This window comes from Agrobacterium sp. S7/73, assembly GCF_019355535.1.
Lineage (GTDB): Bacteria > Pseudomonadota > Alphaproteobacteria > Rhizobiales > Rhizobiaceae > Agrobacterium > Agrobacterium tumefaciens.
The window spans coordinates 2,401,884-2,417,067 of the sequence record NZ_CP072136.1 but is presented as its reverse complement, the minus strand read 5'-3'; the positions used below and the strand labels follow the sequence as shown (position 1 = coordinate 2,417,067).

Annotated in this window: 14 protein-coding genes; all 14 read left to right on the top strand. The window is 57.8% G+C overall.

The features are described from left to right. Window positions 1-31 precede the first annotated feature (31 nt). The 14 genes from fliN (at window position 32) to J5276_RS11885 (ending at window position 15,161) form a co-directional block, all read left to right on the top strand. Window positions 32-571 carry a flagellar motor switch protein FliN gene (gene fliN / locus J5276_RS11950; RefSeq protein ID WP_003515093.1) on the top strand — a complete coding sequence of 180 codons (540 nt, stop codon included), beginning with the start codon at window positions 32-34 and terminating at the stop codon, window positions 569-571. A gap of 27 nt (window positions 572-598) precedes the next feature. Then, entirely contained in the window at window positions 599-1,642 is a 1,044-nt protein-coding gene (gene fliG, locus J5276_RS11945; protein ID WP_112154760.1) for a flagellar motor switch protein FliG, read from the top strand. Between the two features lie 126 nt (window positions 1,643-1,768). Next, entirely contained in the window at window positions 1,769-2,851 is a 1,083-nt protein-coding gene (gene flhB, locus J5276_RS11940) for a flagellar biosynthesis protein FlhB (RefSeq protein ID WP_003515096.1), read from the top strand. A 5-nt stretch (window positions 2,852-2,856) separates the two neighbouring features. Beyond that, window positions 2,857-3,294 carry a hypothetical protein gene (locus J5276_RS11935; RefSeq protein WP_003515097.1) on the top strand — a complete coding sequence of 146 codons (438 nt, stop codon included), beginning with the start codon at window positions 2,857-2,859 and terminating at the stop codon, window positions 3,292-3,294. A gap of 306 nt (window positions 3,295-3,600) precedes the next feature. Next, window positions 3,601-4,893, top strand: coding sequence for a flagellin (locus J5276_RS11930; RefSeq protein WP_065703820.1), 1,293 nt, complete (start codon window positions 3,601-3,603; stop codon window positions 4,891-4,893). A 251-nt stretch (window positions 4,894-5,144) separates the two neighbouring features. Beyond that, window positions 5,145-5,795 carry a hypothetical protein gene (locus J5276_RS11925; protein WP_003515099.1) on the top strand — a complete coding sequence of 217 codons (651 nt, stop codon included), beginning with the start codon at window positions 5,145-5,147 and terminating at the stop codon, window positions 5,793-5,795. Next, window positions 5,792-7,075, top strand: coding sequence for a MotB family protein (locus tag J5276_RS11920; RefSeq protein ID WP_019564303.1), 1,284 nt, complete (start codon window positions 5,792-5,794; stop codon window positions 7,073-7,075). The genes J5276_RS11925 and J5276_RS11920 overlap by 4 nt, the downstream gene beginning before the upstream one ends. Continuing rightward, on the top strand, window positions 7,072-8,349 hold the full coding sequence (gene motC / locus J5276_RS11915; protein WP_003515101.1) for a chemotaxis protein MotC: 1,278 nt from the start codon (window positions 7,072-7,074) through the stop codon (window positions 8,347-8,349). The genes J5276_RS11920 and motC overlap by 4 nt, the downstream gene beginning before the upstream one ends. Next, window positions 8,346-9,701 carry a flagellar hook-length control protein FliK gene (locus J5276_RS11910; RefSeq protein WP_112154759.1) on the top strand — a complete coding sequence of 452 codons (1,356 nt, stop codon included), beginning with the start codon at window positions 8,346-8,348 and terminating at the stop codon, window positions 9,699-9,701. The genes motC and J5276_RS11910 overlap by 4 nt, the downstream gene beginning before the upstream one ends. Continuing rightward, a complete protein-coding gene (locus tag J5276_RS11905; RefSeq protein WP_019564301.1) occupies window positions 9,649-10,215 on the top strand; it encodes a lytic transglycosylase domain-containing protein in 567 nt (188 codons plus the stop codon). Before J5276_RS11910 ends, J5276_RS11905 begins: the two co-directional genes overlap by 53 nt. A 281-nt stretch (window positions 10,216-10,496) precedes the next feature. Next, window positions 10,497-11,168: a transcriptional activator Rem gene (gene rem / locus J5276_RS11900; protein ID WP_003515107.1), complete on the top strand. Its 672-nt coding sequence runs from the start codon at window positions 10,497-10,499 to the stop codon at window positions 11,166-11,168. A gap of 104 nt (window positions 11,169-11,272) precedes the next feature. Then, window positions 11,273-12,553: a flagellar hook protein FlgE gene (locus J5276_RS11895; protein ID WP_003515108.1), complete on the top strand. Its 1,281-nt coding sequence runs from the start codon at window positions 11,273-11,275 to the stop codon at window positions 12,551-12,553. A gap of 22 nt (window positions 12,554-12,575) precedes the next feature. Then, window positions 12,576-14,054 carry a flagellar hook-associated protein FlgK gene (gene flgK, locus J5276_RS11890; RefSeq protein WP_003515109.1) on the top strand — a complete coding sequence of 493 codons (1,479 nt, stop codon included), beginning with the start codon at window positions 12,576-12,578 and terminating at the stop codon, window positions 14,052-14,054. A 3-nt stretch (window positions 14,055-14,057) separates the two neighbouring features. Continuing rightward, on the top strand, window positions 14,058-15,161 hold the full coding sequence (locus tag J5276_RS11885) for a flagellar hook-associated family protein (RefSeq protein WP_003515111.1): 1,104 nt from the start codon (window positions 14,058-14,060) through the stop codon (window positions 15,159-15,161). The last annotated feature ends 23 nt before the right edge of the window (window positions 15,162-15,184 follow it).

Below are 15,184 nucleotides of genomic sequence, written 5' to 3'. Positions count from 1 at the left end.
TGACGCAAGTTTCAAAGGGAATAATCAGCGCATGGCTACGAAGAAAACACCTGTGACCGATGATATGGCGCTGCCGTCGCTTGAAGATGGCGGTGAGCTCGACCAGGCTATCGGCGATCTGCGTGGCGTCCTCAAGACGGATGCGGAAGGTTCGCTGTCCGACTTTGGCGACTTCGGGGATTTCGGGAGCGTTGACGACGCTTCCGCCGACAGCGACCTTTCCGCCTTCGGTGGTGGAGCGGGCGATTTTGCAATGAACGATTTCGCGGCCACCCCACAGGTCGCGGGCATCAAGGCGCCGCTCGGCAGTGGCCTGTCCGACAATATGGACCTGATCATGGATATCCCGATCGATGTCCAGATCGTTCTCGGCACCAGCCGCATGCTCGTCTCGGGTCTGATGAGCCTTGAAGAGGGTGCAACGATCGCGCTTGACCGCAAGATCGGTGAACCGGTCGAGATCATGGTGAATGGCCGCCGTATTGCGCGCGGTGAAATAACGGTACTTGAAGACGACGATACGCGCTTCGGCGTAAAATTGATTGAAGTAATGAGTACGAGAAAAGCCTGATCCCTGTGGGGACGGAGAGGAAAGACCATGATGGACTTCGAGGATTTCGGTAACCCGCTGGCAGGGAAGCCGTTGTCTCAGGCCGACAAGGCGGCCGCGGTGCTTCTTGCCATGGGCAAGGGCGTCGCCGGCAAGCTGCTGAAATTTTTCACGCAGCACGAATTGCAGATGATCATTTCCTCGGCCCAGACGCTGCGTGTCATTCCCCCTGACGAACTCGCCCAGATCGTGGCGGAGTTCGAAGACCTGTTCACGGAAGGAACGGGTCTGATGGACAATGCCAAGGCGATCGAAAGCATTCTCGAAGAGGGCCTGACACCGGAGGAGGTGGACAGCCTTCTCGGCCGTCGTGCAGCCTTCCAGGCCTATGAAGCGTCGATCTGGGATCGCCTGCAGGAAGCGGAGCCGGAATTCGTCGGCAAGTTCCTGCTGCGCGAGCATCCCCAGACCATCGCCTATATCCTCTCCATGCTGCCCTCGTCCTTCGGTGCCAAGGTCCTTCTGACCATTCCCGAAGGGCAGCGCGCCGATATCATGAACCGCACGGTCAACATGAAGGAAGTCAGCCCAACGGCTGCCCAGATCATCGAGAAGCGTGTGGTCAACCTCATCAACGAGATCGAAGCAGAGCGCAATGCGGGCGGCTCCACGAAGGTTGCCGACCTGATGAACGAAATGGAAAAGCCGCAGGTCGATACGCTGCTCAGCTCGCTCGAAACGCTCAGCAAGGAAGCTGCCAACAAGGTCAAGCCGAAGATCTTCCTCTTCGACGATCTCATGTTCATGCCGCAGCGCAGCCGCGTCCTGCTGCTCAACGATGTCTCGGCGGACGTTCTCACCATGGCGCTGCGTGGCGCAACCATGGAAATCAAGGAGTGTGTGCTGTCCAGCATCAGCCCGCGCCAGCGCCGCATGATCGAATCGGACCTCGCCGTGCCGCAGGCTTCCATCAACACCCGCGAAGTGGCGATTGCACGCCGCGCCGTGGCGCAGGAAGCGATTCGGCTGGCCAATTCCGGTCAGATTCAGCTGAAGGAAGCCTCCACAGAGGAACAATCCGCAGCAGCCTGAGCGGAAGCCGGTTGATAACCCGCCTTATAGGCAATGCCGGCCATTGCGATGGCCGGTCTCGGGCGCTAGTTTTGGAATGACGGCCTGCCGCGATCGGCGGGCCTTTTTTTATCCCGGGAACGTGCCTTGGCAGACGATCAGGACAAGGACAGTAAAACAGAAGACCCAACGGAGAAAAAACTCCGTGATGCGGCGGAAAAGGGCAATCTTCCCTTTTCCCGCGAGGTGCCGATCTTTGCTTCGTCACTCGCCTTTTACTGCTATCTGGTTTTCTTTTTGCCCGACGGCGCCGGTCGCCTCGGCGTAACGCTGAAGGACCTGTTCGGCCAGCCCGAACAATGGAACCTCAGCACCAGGCCGGATGCCCTGTCGCTGCTTTATTTCCTCGGGACGTCCATGGCCTATCTGCTCATGCCGGCCATGATCATGTTCATCGTCTTCGGCCTTGCCTCCTCGTTTTTCCAGAACCTGCCGTCGCCCGTGCTTGAGAGGGTGCGTCCGCAATGGTCGCGCATCTCGCCGGCAAAGGGGTTCGGCCGCATCTACAGCAAGCAGGGATTTGTGGAATTCGGCAAATCGCTGTTCAAGATCTTGATCGTTTCGATCATCATGTTCCTGTCTCTGCGCGGCGATTTCTACAGTCTCATCGACCTGATGTTCTCCGACCCGCAGGTCATTTTCGTCAGGGTTGTCGAACTCACCAAAAAGATGATGGTCGTGATTCTCTTTTCGACCGCGCTGCTTGCCGCCGTCGACCTTTTGTGGACGCGCCACCACTGGTTCAGCCAGCTGAAAATGACGAAGCATGAGGTGAAGGAAGAGTACAAGCAATCGCAGGGCGACCCGGTGGTCAAAGCCCGTCAGCGTTCGGTCGCCCGTGACCGCGCCCGCCGCCGCATGATCGACAATGTGCCGCGCGCGACACTGGTGATTGCCAACCCGACACACTTTGCAGTGGCGTTGCGTTACGTTCGCGAAGAAGGCGACGCGCCTGTCGTCGTTGCCAAGGGTCAGGACCTTATCGCATTGAAAATCCGCGAGATTGCGGAAAAAAATAATATCCCCGTTTTTGAAGATCCGCCGCTCGCACGCTCCATGTTTGCGCAAGTCTCGATCGATAGTGTGATTCCACCAGCTTTTTACAAGGCTGTAGCTGAGCTCGTTCATCGGGTTTACGCCATGAAGTCATCGAAAATACGGGTTCAATAAAACCAATGAAAAAATCCGCCTATTCTGAAAAGCGGGAAATGATCGTCGCAGAGGCGATCAACCCGATCGCCACCGAACTGCGCCTGCTCGATCCGGCCGACCTGATTTCATTGCTCAGATTCGAGTGCTACGGCAGCATTGCCGACCTCGTCTCGTCGGCCGCGGAGCTTTATTATCATCCGGGCACGATCAATTTCGGTGCCGGTGGCGAATACAGGCTCGAATGGGAAGGGGCGCCGGAGATCGTCCTCGATCTCGAACTGAAACCGCACGGCGCGACGGTTTATGCGCAATTGATTCTGGCCAACGAGCATGCTGCGGTCGAGATCAATCATGTTTCGTTTCAGAACCCTTCGGAAAATCCGGACGAGAACACCGAATTTCTCCGTCAGAGCCTGACGGCTGCCCGATTCGTGTCGGCCCGCCAGGGCGAAGCTGCCTGAACCAGTCCAGCGGACATTTTCATATATTATCCATTGCGCCTTCCGAATTCGCGGGCGCGATGGCTTGATTCGGGCACTTTTTCACCCGACCTTGCCTGAAGCGTGTCGGTTTATGCAAAACCGGCCTGTGAAGGCAAGGAACGCCTTGCAAATCAGCGTTGTTGTTTGGTACCTATCGAATTAACGATTTGTTAACGAACGGCAGGTCGCGGTGGCTCTTTTTACCATCGCTGATGCGCATGATGCCTCTGCTCGTTTTCGGCGCAGCGCCGGATTTTTCCTGACAGTACCAATTGGGTGGACCCAATGACCAGCATTTTGACCAATGCGGCGGCGATGGCCGCGCTGCAAACCTTGCGCATGATCGACAAGAATCTCGAGACGACGCAGGCGCGTGTGTCGTCCGGCTACCGTGTCGAAACGGCGGCGGACAATGCCGCCTACTGGTCTATCTCCACAACCATGCGCTCCGACAATGCAGCGCTCTCGGCCGTGCAGGATGCATTGGGACTGGGCGCCGCCAAGGTCGATACGGCCTATGACGCCCTTGCGAACTCGATCGAGGTCGTCAAGAAAATCAAGGAAAAGCTTGTCGCCGCCTATGGCGTCGGGGCTGACCGCGGCAAGATCCAGGACGAAATCAAGCAGCTTCAGGAACAGCTGAAGAGCACGTCGGAATCTGCCTCCTTCTCCGGCGAGAACTGGCTGCAGGCCAGCATCAGCAATGGTGGCACGCCGCCGGTTGTAGAACCCATCACCAAAAAGGTCGTCGCGTCCTTCACACGCACCGGTTCGGGCAATGTCGGCGTCACCACGGTTGACTATGTGCTGGACGGCAGTGCCGTGCTTTTCGACCTCAGCGGCGGAAAACTCGGTATTCTCGACAAGAGCGCCGTTTTTGTCGCGAAGACGGAACAACAGATCACCCAAACATCGACGACAGCCGGCGTGACCACCAATGCGGGTTACGTCGTCAAGAAATTGACGGACGCGGAAATCGGCACGCTGAATGCGGCGACGCCGGATACGAATACCGACCCGAGCGTCTACAGCAACGGAACGGTGAATTATCTTCGTTTGTCCGAGAATACCTGGGTCAAGGTGACGGCGACCAACCCTTCGAGCGGCACCACCACCGTCGCGGCGGCCTATCGGGACACAGGCAGCAACGATTGGTTTTATGACACGACCGGTGCGCCGACCTCCGTTGCCAGATCCCTCGGTCTTTCCGTCTCCACGCTCGATCTCGACAATCTCGATGTCGTGGCGGCAGCCATGAGCGGTTTTTCCGGTGGCACCACGAACTACACCGCTTCCGACGCCATCGATGTGATGATGAGTTTTGTCGACAAGCAGCTCGAAGCCATGACCAGTACGGCCTCCAGCCTCGGCTCCTTGCAGAGCCGCATCAACATGCAGGAAAACTTCGTCTCGAGCCTGATGGACGTGATCGACAAGGGTATCGGCCGTCTCGTGGATGCGGATATGAACGAGGAATCGACCAGGCTGAAGGCTCTGCAGACACAGCAGCAGCTCGGCATCCAGGCGCTCTCGATCGCCAATGCCAACGCGCAAAACATCCTTCAGCTCTTCAAGTAAACCGGCGTCGGTCCGGCGGGTTCGGGGGAGTTGGTTGCAAGGTTTCTGAAAACGGGGCCCGCCTTCATCCTCGCACAAGTTTGAACACCTAACGTCGGGGCAATATCGGGTGGATCGCATGGCGTGATCCGGCCGGAAACAATTGAAGAGACGGGCAGGGTAGCAAGGATGACGGTGGTGCCGCCAAACGGCTTTGATCGCAGGCAACGAAACATGTCTCGCCCCTTTGGCCTGTTTTGCCGGGGGCGGGCATGAGCGCGTCCATTGCAAGATATCTCAAGGATTTCGGTGACGTGCAGCCCGCGGGACTGACGTTCGGCGAACCGTTGGCGGATGTCGACGGCATTTCCGGTTTTGGCGATATTGCGTCCGGTTTCGATGAATTCGAGCCGCTCGACGTCGAAAGCGAAAAACAGGCCGCCTATGCCCGTGGTCACGAGGATGCGACCCGCGAGATCACGGAGAAAATGCAGGCCGAGCGCGAGGAGCTTCTTGCTGCTCATGCCGCAGAACTCGAAGGCTTACGTTCCGTCTATCTGGAAGAAATTGCCGTTTTCCTGTCGCTAAGACTGCGTGAAGGCATCGATGCGATCGCCACCAATCTCAGCGAACAGACCGCCAATATCCTTGCCCCGGTTCTGACCGAAGAGCTGTCGCTGAAGGCGGTTTCGGCGCTTGCGGATGTCGTTCGCGCTTCCATGCCGGATGGCGAGGCCGTGACCCTTGTCGTGAAAGGCCCGAAAGATTTGTTTGAGCAGCTGAAGACGCAGCCGGGCTTTGAAGAAGAGACGATGAAATTTATCGAGACGGCAGATATCGACCTCTCCGTTGAGTTGGGTGAAAGCGTGTTCGTCACGCGCATGTCCGCCTGGGCGTCCAGTCTTCGCAAGGTGATGAAATGAGTGAAGGCGAAAATCACCACCACGGCAAGAACGAGATCATCATCGTCAAACGCCACAAGGGCGGGCATGATGGCGCCCATGGCGGCGCGTGGAAGATCGCTTATGCCGACTTCATGACGGCCATGATGGCGTTCTTCCTCGTCATGTGGCTGGTCAACGCCGCAAACGAGGAAACCAAGGCCTCGGTCGCCAGCTATTTCAATCCGATAAAGCTGTCCGATGAGAAACCCTCGTCCAAGGGGCTGGAAAAACCCGTGGACAAGGAAGAGGGCGTCGAGAAGAAAGACCAGTCCAACATAAAGGCGGAAAAGGTCACCCAGGGTTCAGCCGCCGCGACAGGTGAAGACCTGACCTCGCAGACCGGGGAGCAGTCGAACTTCTCAGAAGCGGACTTTTTCGAGAATCCCTATTCCGTTCTGGCGGAAATTGCCCAGCAGGTCGGGCAGCAGGCCAATGTCAGCGCCAAGGGCGAAGGTGGTGCTGCCGATTCCGGCCCGGCGACGGGTGCGAGCGGCGGTGAGGCTTACCGCGATCCCTTCGATCCCGATTTCTGGACCCAGCAGGTGAAGATCACACGTGCGGACCAGCAGCAAAATCCGGTCGAACAGCAGCAATCTGCCGAGAACAAGCAGCAGGACGCTGCCAAGGATAATGAAGCGGTTGCGGCTAAATCGTCTCAGCAGCCAGCCGATGGTGCAGATCACGGCAAGGCCATGGAAGTCGCCGCCGTGGTGCCGCAGCAGCGGCCGGGTGCCGCAGAGCAGGCAGCACTTACGCAGCCTCAGCCGGAGCAGCAGCAAGGTACTGCTGCGCAGAAGGAAGAGGCCAAAGAGCTGCGCCAAGAGATCGAGAAGCAGATATCCGGCATTAGCGGCAAGCTCGCCGAAGGTCTGGTGGTGACGCCCGCCGAAGGCGGATTGCTGTTGACCATTTCCGACCAGACGGAAACGCCGATGTTCAATGTCGGATCGGCTGTGCCCCGCGGCGAAATGGTCCTGGCCATGGAGAAGATCGGCAAGTTGCTTCAGGAGCGTGGCGGCAGCGTGGTGATCCGCGGCCATACCGATGGACGCCAGTTCAAGGGTGAGGCCAATGACAATTGGCGGCTTTCCATGGACCGCGCGCATAGCGCCTATTACATGCTGGTTCGCGGCGGCCTATCGGAAGAGCGGGTGAAACAGGTTTCGGGTTTTGCGGATCGCAGATTGCAGGTGCCGGCAGACCCGCTGGCGAATGCGAACCGCCGTATCGAAATCCTGCTTGAGGCCGATCGGGGGTGAGTGTGACGAAATCCTCGAAACGTTGGGTTTTTCTTGCGGCGACACTGTGTGGTCTCGGTGCCGAACCGGCGAAGGTTTTTGCGCAATCGCAAGACAACCTCATGCCCTATGCCATGTTGCGCTCCCTGCAGTTCGTGCAGGATTCCGTCACCATGGGAGACCATTCGGCAACCGAAATGCAGCGGTTTCTGCTCCAGACGATCGACGAGCGGCTTAAGAGCGCACCTTCGGCGATCTTCAAGGATCCGCGCAATGTCGATGCGGCGCTTGTCTACGCGATGAGCGGCGGCAATCCGGCCACGCTCGAATTGCTCGTCGCGCGGGATGTGGACGGCAATTTCGACAGCCGCGTCGCCGATATTCTGCGCAAATATCTGTCCGGCAAGGGAACGCTGGTCGCCCAGAGCATCGCGGCCATGGTGCCCGAGTATCGCGGCACGAGAATTGGCGCCTATCTTGCACTGATCGGCGGCAATGTGACGATCCCCCGCGATCCGGTGGCTGCCCTCGGTTTCTATGACATAGCCCGGCTCGAAGCGCCCGGTACCATCGTGGAGGAGGCTGCACTCCGCCGCTCGCTTGCTATCGCCGTTGAAGACGGCGATGCCGGGCGTGGCGTCGAATATGCACAGCGTTACGCGCGGCGGTTCCTGCATTCGCCCTATGCCAGCCAGTTCGCGGACCTTCTGGTCTCACTGGTGGTCAAACGTGTCGATTCCATCGGGCACGACACGATAGAGGAAACATTCGCCATGATGGACGCGGAGAGGCAGAAGGAAGCTTATCTGCGCCTGTCCCGTCTCGCGGCGATCAGCGGCAAGGATTCGCTGGCGCGCATGGCGGCGTTGAAGGCGAAAGCGCTGTCGCCGGATATGCCGGACCAGCCGCAAGTTCAGGCAAATCTATATGAAAGCCTTTCCAATATCGGCACGCCCGATGTGGTGAGCGCGATTGAAACAATCGGGCAAATTCCCGAGGCCCAGCTTTCGGATCGCGACAGGGCCCTGCGGGACGCGGCAAGGGCAATCGCCGACCAGGTGGTTCGTCCGCCTTCCCCGCAGCCTGGCGCCGATCCCGGTGTCACGGCAGGGCAGGGGGCCGGGTCGGGCGCGCCCGCGAATGAGGCGGCCAGTGCCGAGACCAAGGGCATATGGAGAGTTGAAAACCACAAGGCTGAGGATGAGGGCGAGAACGTCCGGCAACTCGTGACGAGCGGCCGCAGTAAGCTCGATGAAATCGACAGCCTTTTGAAGAAAGGCGAGGGGGCACCATGATCGACGCAACCATCAACGCGATAGTGAATGCGCCATATAACGATCCGCGCGCTGGCAGCGCCAGTGTGAGGGACGACGCCAAAGGCGGAAGTTTCGGCGACACCCTCGCGACGGTCAGGGAAGAGCGCCCGCCGCAGGCACCGCATTCGCGTCATCAGCAGGAAGCGGGATCGGCTGAGGAGCAGCATGCGCAACCGGATGACGATGCGGAAAAGACTGATGTGCCGGTCAAGCGGCCCCCGAGCTTCCTGAACGTGCTCGTCAAGGACCATTCCGGAGAAGGCCATGGTCACGAGGCGCTGGCGGAGCTTCAGAATGCGATTAAGACGGCGCACACATCGCCTGAAAACGGCAAACCTGGCAAGAAGGTCAAGGACGCCGACAAGGAGAGCCAGACGGCGGCGGATGCAACCGATCCGAAGCTGGCAGAGCTGCAGACGCTCACGGCCAATGTCGGCGATATCGTGACAGCCAAGACGCCCCTTGAGGAAATTGCGCAGGCGATTGCCGGCAAGGCCGATGTCAAATCCGAAAAGGTCGAAACTGTCAGGGGTAAGGCTGAGCCTCTGGCGAAGGACATGCACGCACGGACCGAGCTTGCCGGAAACGAAGCCGGATCCGGATCGGGCACTGAAGGCGACGCCTCGGCATTCCGCTTCGCATCTCCTCGTTCCGGCACAGCCCGCGCTCTCGATATGAGTACGGTTCAGCGGGATGGCCGCGTCGAGTTCGATGCCCGGGAAAGCAGTGGCAAGGCGACCGAGACGATTACCGTTCTCGATTCGCGGCGGTTCATTGGTCTGGCACCTTCATCCAACGCCTCGGCTCTGACTGGCCTCATCGCCAATGATTCTGAATGGGTTAGCGCCATGCAGCCCGGCTCGTCGCTGTCCAATGAGGCGGCCAAGAGCAGCACCGGCAAAGTCGTCCATACGCTGAAGCTGCACATGACGCCGATCGAGCTGGGATCGGTGACGATGTCGTTGCGTCTTGCCGGTGATGAGCTTGCCGTTCACATGACGGTGGAGAACGTGGCCGCCTACAAAAAGCTTCAGCAGGACAGCAAGAGCATCCTCGAGGGCCTCAAGGCGCAGGGTCTGACGGTTGATAACATCACGATCAGCATTGCTTCTTCTGACAAGAGTGACCAAACGGGCACACAAGCCAACAATCAGCAAAATCAGCAGGCGCAGCAGCATGGCCAACAGGCCGCCGCAGGGCGCAACCGTGACGAGTCCGGCACACGCGGCGGACGGCAGGGCAATGGTGATAATTTGGGGGTGCATAATGAAGGCATGGATGGCGCTCTTGGCTCTGCCCGCACTTCTGCTGACAACGGCGTTTACCTCTGAAAACGCCTCCGCTTCGGCAACGTCAGGTGTCTGTGAAAGGGAAATTCAGTCCGCTGCCCGCAAATACGGCGTGCCGGAGGGAATTCTCTATTCTGTCGGCCTGACCGAGACCGGTCGCAAGGGTCGGCTTGACCCCAACGCCATGAATATTGAGGGAAAACCGGTATTTGCCTCCTCCACCGAGGAGGCATTGACCACTTTCGAGACGGCAAAGCGCAACGGCGCCAAGCTGATCGACCTCGGATGCATGCAGATAAACCACTATTTCCATGGCGAAAACTTCACATCCGCGCGTGAAATGTTCGATCCGCGCCGCAATGTCGAATATGCCGCCATGTTCCTGCGCAATCTCCACAACAGGCACGAAACCTGGACCATGGCGGTTGCCCGCTATCATGCCGGGCCCAACAACGACCCGGCTCAAAAGAAATATGTCTGCCGGGTGATCGCCAATCTGGTGGCGACGGGCTACGGAAAATGGACCGCCAACGCGAAAAATTTCTGCGACGGATAACAACCATCGATTGTTTTGATGCGGTCAAGGACTCGCAATTTGAAATGTGGCGAGAGAAAGCCCTAAAAAGGCGTCGCAAGCGATTTTTTCGGATTTTTGAAATTTTTACACAAAAATTTTGTACCGTATATGGTTAACAACCACTATATATAGATCAAATCGGCACAAAATGGTTAATCAATTATTAATAACTATCGATGATTTCCTACAGTTGTCGCTGAATCCCCCGATTCGTACCAATGCCGCATTGGAAAACACCACACTGATTCGGAGGCGGACGAATGATCGTAGTGGTTGATGAGCGCGAGCTCGTTAAAGACGGCTATACTTCTCTATTTGGGCGTGAGGGCATCCCCTCGACCGGTTTCGATCCGGTCGAATTCGGGGAATGGGTCTCGACGGCAGCGGACAGCGATCTGGCGGCCGTAGAGGCATTCCTGATCGGTCAGGGCGACCGGAGCTTCTCCTTGCCGAAGGCGATCAGGGATCGCACGACGGCACCGGTGATCGCGGTCAGCGACCAGCCATCGCTGGAATCGACGCTGGCGCTGTTCGACAGCGGCGTCGACGATGTCGTGCGCAAGCCGGTTCACCCCCGTGAAATCCTTGCGCGTGCGGCGGCGATCCGTCGCCGCCTGCAGGTTATCTCGAATTTCACCGATGCGGGACCGATCCGGGTTTTCTCCGACGGTCGTGATCCCGAAGTCGGTGGCGAGGTCTTCGCCTTGCCGCGGCGCGAGCGCCGCATCCTTGAATATTTGATTGCCAATCGCGGACGCCGCGTTTCCAAGGCGCAGATTTTCAATGCCATCTACGGCATCTTCGATGATGACGTCGAAGAGAACGTCGTGGAAAGCCACATCAGCAAGCTGCGCAAGAAGCTTCGCAAGAAGCTCGGCTACGATCCGGTCGATTCCAAGCGTTTCCTCGGTTACAGCATTGATTGGCAATAATATTCATTCATCCGCGTGGTCTTTTTCAAACGCGGTATTTCAGACAGCTTCACGCAAGCCAAACGCTTTACCTTCTCCCTGAAGATGACCACGAGGGTTTTTGAATGAGTATTTTCGGCACTATGCGAACCGGTGTGTCCGGCATGAATGCACAGGCTAACAAGCTGGGAACCGTTGGCGACAACATCGCTAACGCAAGCACCACCGGCTACAAGCGCGCATCGACGTCGTTCTCCTCGCTCGTTCTGCCCTCCTCGTCGGGCAGCTATGCCTCCGGCGGCGTGCAGTCCAACGTTCGCTACAGCATTTCAGAGCAGGGCAACCTGTCCTACACCACGTCGAGCACCGATCTTGCCATTCAGGGCAACGGTTTCTTCGTGGTTCAGGATGGTGGCGGCACGCCTTATCTCACACGTGCCGGCTCGTTCGTGAAGAATGCGGAAGGCTACCTGGAAAACGCAGCGGGCTTCCAGCTGATGGGTTACCCCTACGGGGCAAATGCGCCAGCTGCCGTCGTCAACGGCTTTACCGGCCTTGAGGCCGTCAACGTCAATAATTTCGGCCTGACAGCATCGCCCTCCACGCAGGGCAGCTTCCCGGCCAACCTCAATCGCGATGAAGCCGCTGTTGCGGCGGGCTCGCGTCCGAGCGACAACCTTGCAACATCGACGATCGGTAACAAGACATCGTTGACGGCGTACGACAGCGGTGGCGCGAAGGTTCTCTACGATTTCTATTACACCAAGACCGGCGCCAATACCTGGGAAGTGGCAGTCTATCGTCAGGACCAGTCGACCAATGGCGGCTTCCCTTACACGGCGACCCCAGCAGCGAACCTTGTCAAGGAATCAGTCACGCTGGCATTCGACCCGGCGACCAATAAGCTCACACCTACCTCTCAAAAGTCGATCACCATCAACGACACGGTCAGCGGCGTCCCGCAGGCAATAAGTATCGACCTGTCCGACATGTCGCAGTTCTCGACGAAGTTCACGCCCGGCACCGCGATCCTGAACGGTAACGGCCCGAGCCAGATCAAGGACGTGGAAATCGGCAAGGACGGCGTAGTGACTGCAGTCTATCAGGATGGTGGCCGCCGCAACATCTACCAGCTGGCGGTTGCCACGGTACCGAGCGTCGACAACCTCTCCCCTCAGAACGGCAACGTTTATCTGCCGAGCAACGAGTCGGGCGTCGTCACGATCGGTTTCCCGCAGACGGGTAGCTTCGGTTACATCCAGAAGGGTGCGCTTGAGGGCTCGAACGTCGATATCGCCAGCGAACTCACCGACATGATTGAATCCCAGCGTATCTATACAGCGAATTCGAAAGTCTTCCAGACCGGGTCGGATTTGATGGATGTCCTGATCAATCTGAAGAGATAGTAATTCTCACGAGGACAAATGAATGTCGCTCACGTCAGCAATGAATACTGCGCAGTCGATCTTCAACAATACAGGTAAGCAGACGGACGTTACTTCGAAAAACATTGCCAATGTGGGTAATGCGAACTACGTCAAGCGAACCGCCATTCTCGGCACGACCATGTCAGGTGCAAGTATTGTCGCCAACGGCCGTGCCCAGAATGAGAGCCTCCTAAGGCAGACGATCTCCAGTGCATCCCTCGCCTCCGGCCAGAAAACCGTTCTGACCGGGCTCGAGGAGATGAAAAGCCTTTTCGGCGGCAACGATTACGAGAGTTCGCCTGCCACCTATATGAAGGAACTGCTGAAGAGCCTTGACGGTTACGCCTCAAAGCCGAGCGATTCCGCGCTTGCTGCGACTGCGGTTACATCCGCCGTGGACGTCGCCAATTCCCTGAACAAGGCTTCGTCCGAGTTGCAGGCGATGCGCCTGCGTGCCGACAAGGAAATGTCCCTTCAGGTCGACAAGCTGAACGGCCTGCTCGCGAAATTCGAGGAAGCCAATAACGAGGTCAAGGCGCAGACCGCGATCGGCGGCAATCCAAGTGATGCTCTCGACCAGCGCGAGACGCTGCTGAAGGACATTTCGTCCATCATCGGGATCAACGTCGTCAATCGTGAAAACAACGACGTGGCGCTCTACACGGCAGATGGCGCGACCCTGTTCGAAGTTGTACCGCGCAAGGTTACTTTCAAGGCGCAGCCGGGCTACGACGCGACGGTCACGGGGAACGCGATCTACGTTGATGGCGTCGCGATCAAGGCGAGCAGCGGCAGCAACACGACAGCGGAAGGTTCGCTTCAAGGTCTGATGCAGGTTCGTGACGACCTGGCGCCAACCATGCAGAGCCAGCTCGACGAAATTGCGCGCGGCCTCATCACCATGTTTGCGGAAAAGCCGGCCAGCCCGACCAGCACGCTGCCGAAGATGCCAGGCCTCTTCACCTACGGCTCCCCTGCGGCCACAACCATTCCGGCAAGCGGTGTTGTCTCTCCCGGGCTCGCTGCGAGCATTACCGTCAACCCTGCGTTAATTATTTCCAAAGGTGGAAACCCGGAATTGTTGCGCGACGGCGGTATCAACGGTACCGCTTATGTAATCAACAGCACAACTTCAGGCGGAACCGGGTTTTCCGCACTGATCGACAGCTATGTCACTGCTTTTGACGCGCCCATGAATTTTGCCGCGTCGACACGTATCGATACGAATACAAGCATCCTGAAATACGGCACCAACTCGGTGGGGTGGCTCGAACAGGAACGATCCGGCGCAACTTCGGCAAACGAAGCGAAAAGCGCGCTCTATGAGCGCTCCGCCACCTCCTATTCGAACAATACTGCCGTCAGCCTGGATGAGGAGCTTTCGCTGCTCATGGATATCGAGCAATCCTACAAGGCCGCCACGAAGCTGGTGACCACCATCGACGACATGCTCAAGTCGCTGATGGATATGGTGAGGTAATAGATGAAAACGTCCTTCATTTCATCGCTGGCGATGCAGAACAGCATGCGCAGCACCATCCTCAAGGCCCAGCTTGAGATGACGAACCTCAATACCGAGCTGACCACGGGCAAACATGCGGACCTGGGCGTGACGCTGGGTGCCAACACGGCCCGCAGTCTTGACCTTAATCGCGATGTCGATCGTCTCTCTTCGCTCGTCAGCGTCAATTCCATCGCCACGCAGCGCCTCAAGTCTTCTCAGGCGGCACTTGATGGCATGGCAAAGGCCGCCCAGGAAATTCAGAAGGTTCTTGTTCCGAATACCAGCAGCGCAGCACCAACGCTGGCAACGGTCGCCAAAACCATTTCGAATGCGTTCAACACCTTCACCGGTTTTGCCAATACGGCAGTCAGTGGCGAATTTCTGTTTTCCGGCATCAATACGGATGTGAAGCCTATCGATGACTACTTTGCCGAAGGATCGACGCTGAAGGCAGCCTATGAGGTTGAGCTGAACGCGTTCATGGCGGCACAGACACCTGCGGTCGGTAACATTGCCGACCTGTCCAAGGATCAGGCCGCGGCGTTCATGACCCGTATCGAAGGCGTGTTCAACGGTACTACGCCGGTTACGAACCCACCGCACAGCGATCTGACGGCCGGCCAGAATTACGATTTCTGGACGACCTATGGGTCGAAGGCGAGCGACACGAACATGACGAGCCGCATCAGCCAGAACGAGGTGGTCGAGACATCGACCAACAGCAACTCGCAGGGCATGCGTTATTTCGCGATGACAGCAATGACGGCGATGACGTTCCTTGATGACAAGGTCCCAAGCGACGTTCGCGAATTGGTGGCAACCAGGTCGGTGACCAATATAGGCACGGTCATTAGTGGTTTGAACCAGCAGCAGAGCCAGCTCGGCCTTTCCGAAAGCCGTGTTTCGAAAGCGAACGACTCGCTCGCCGCCCAGAAAAAGATCATCGAGACTCATCTGCTGGATATCGAGGGGATCGATACCTACGAGGTGAAGACACGCCTGGATCTGCTCCAGCAGCAGATTGAAATTGCCTACAGCCTTACGTCGCGTCTGCAAAAAATGAGTCTGGTAAACTACCTCTGATGAACAGGGGTGGCGGCAGATAA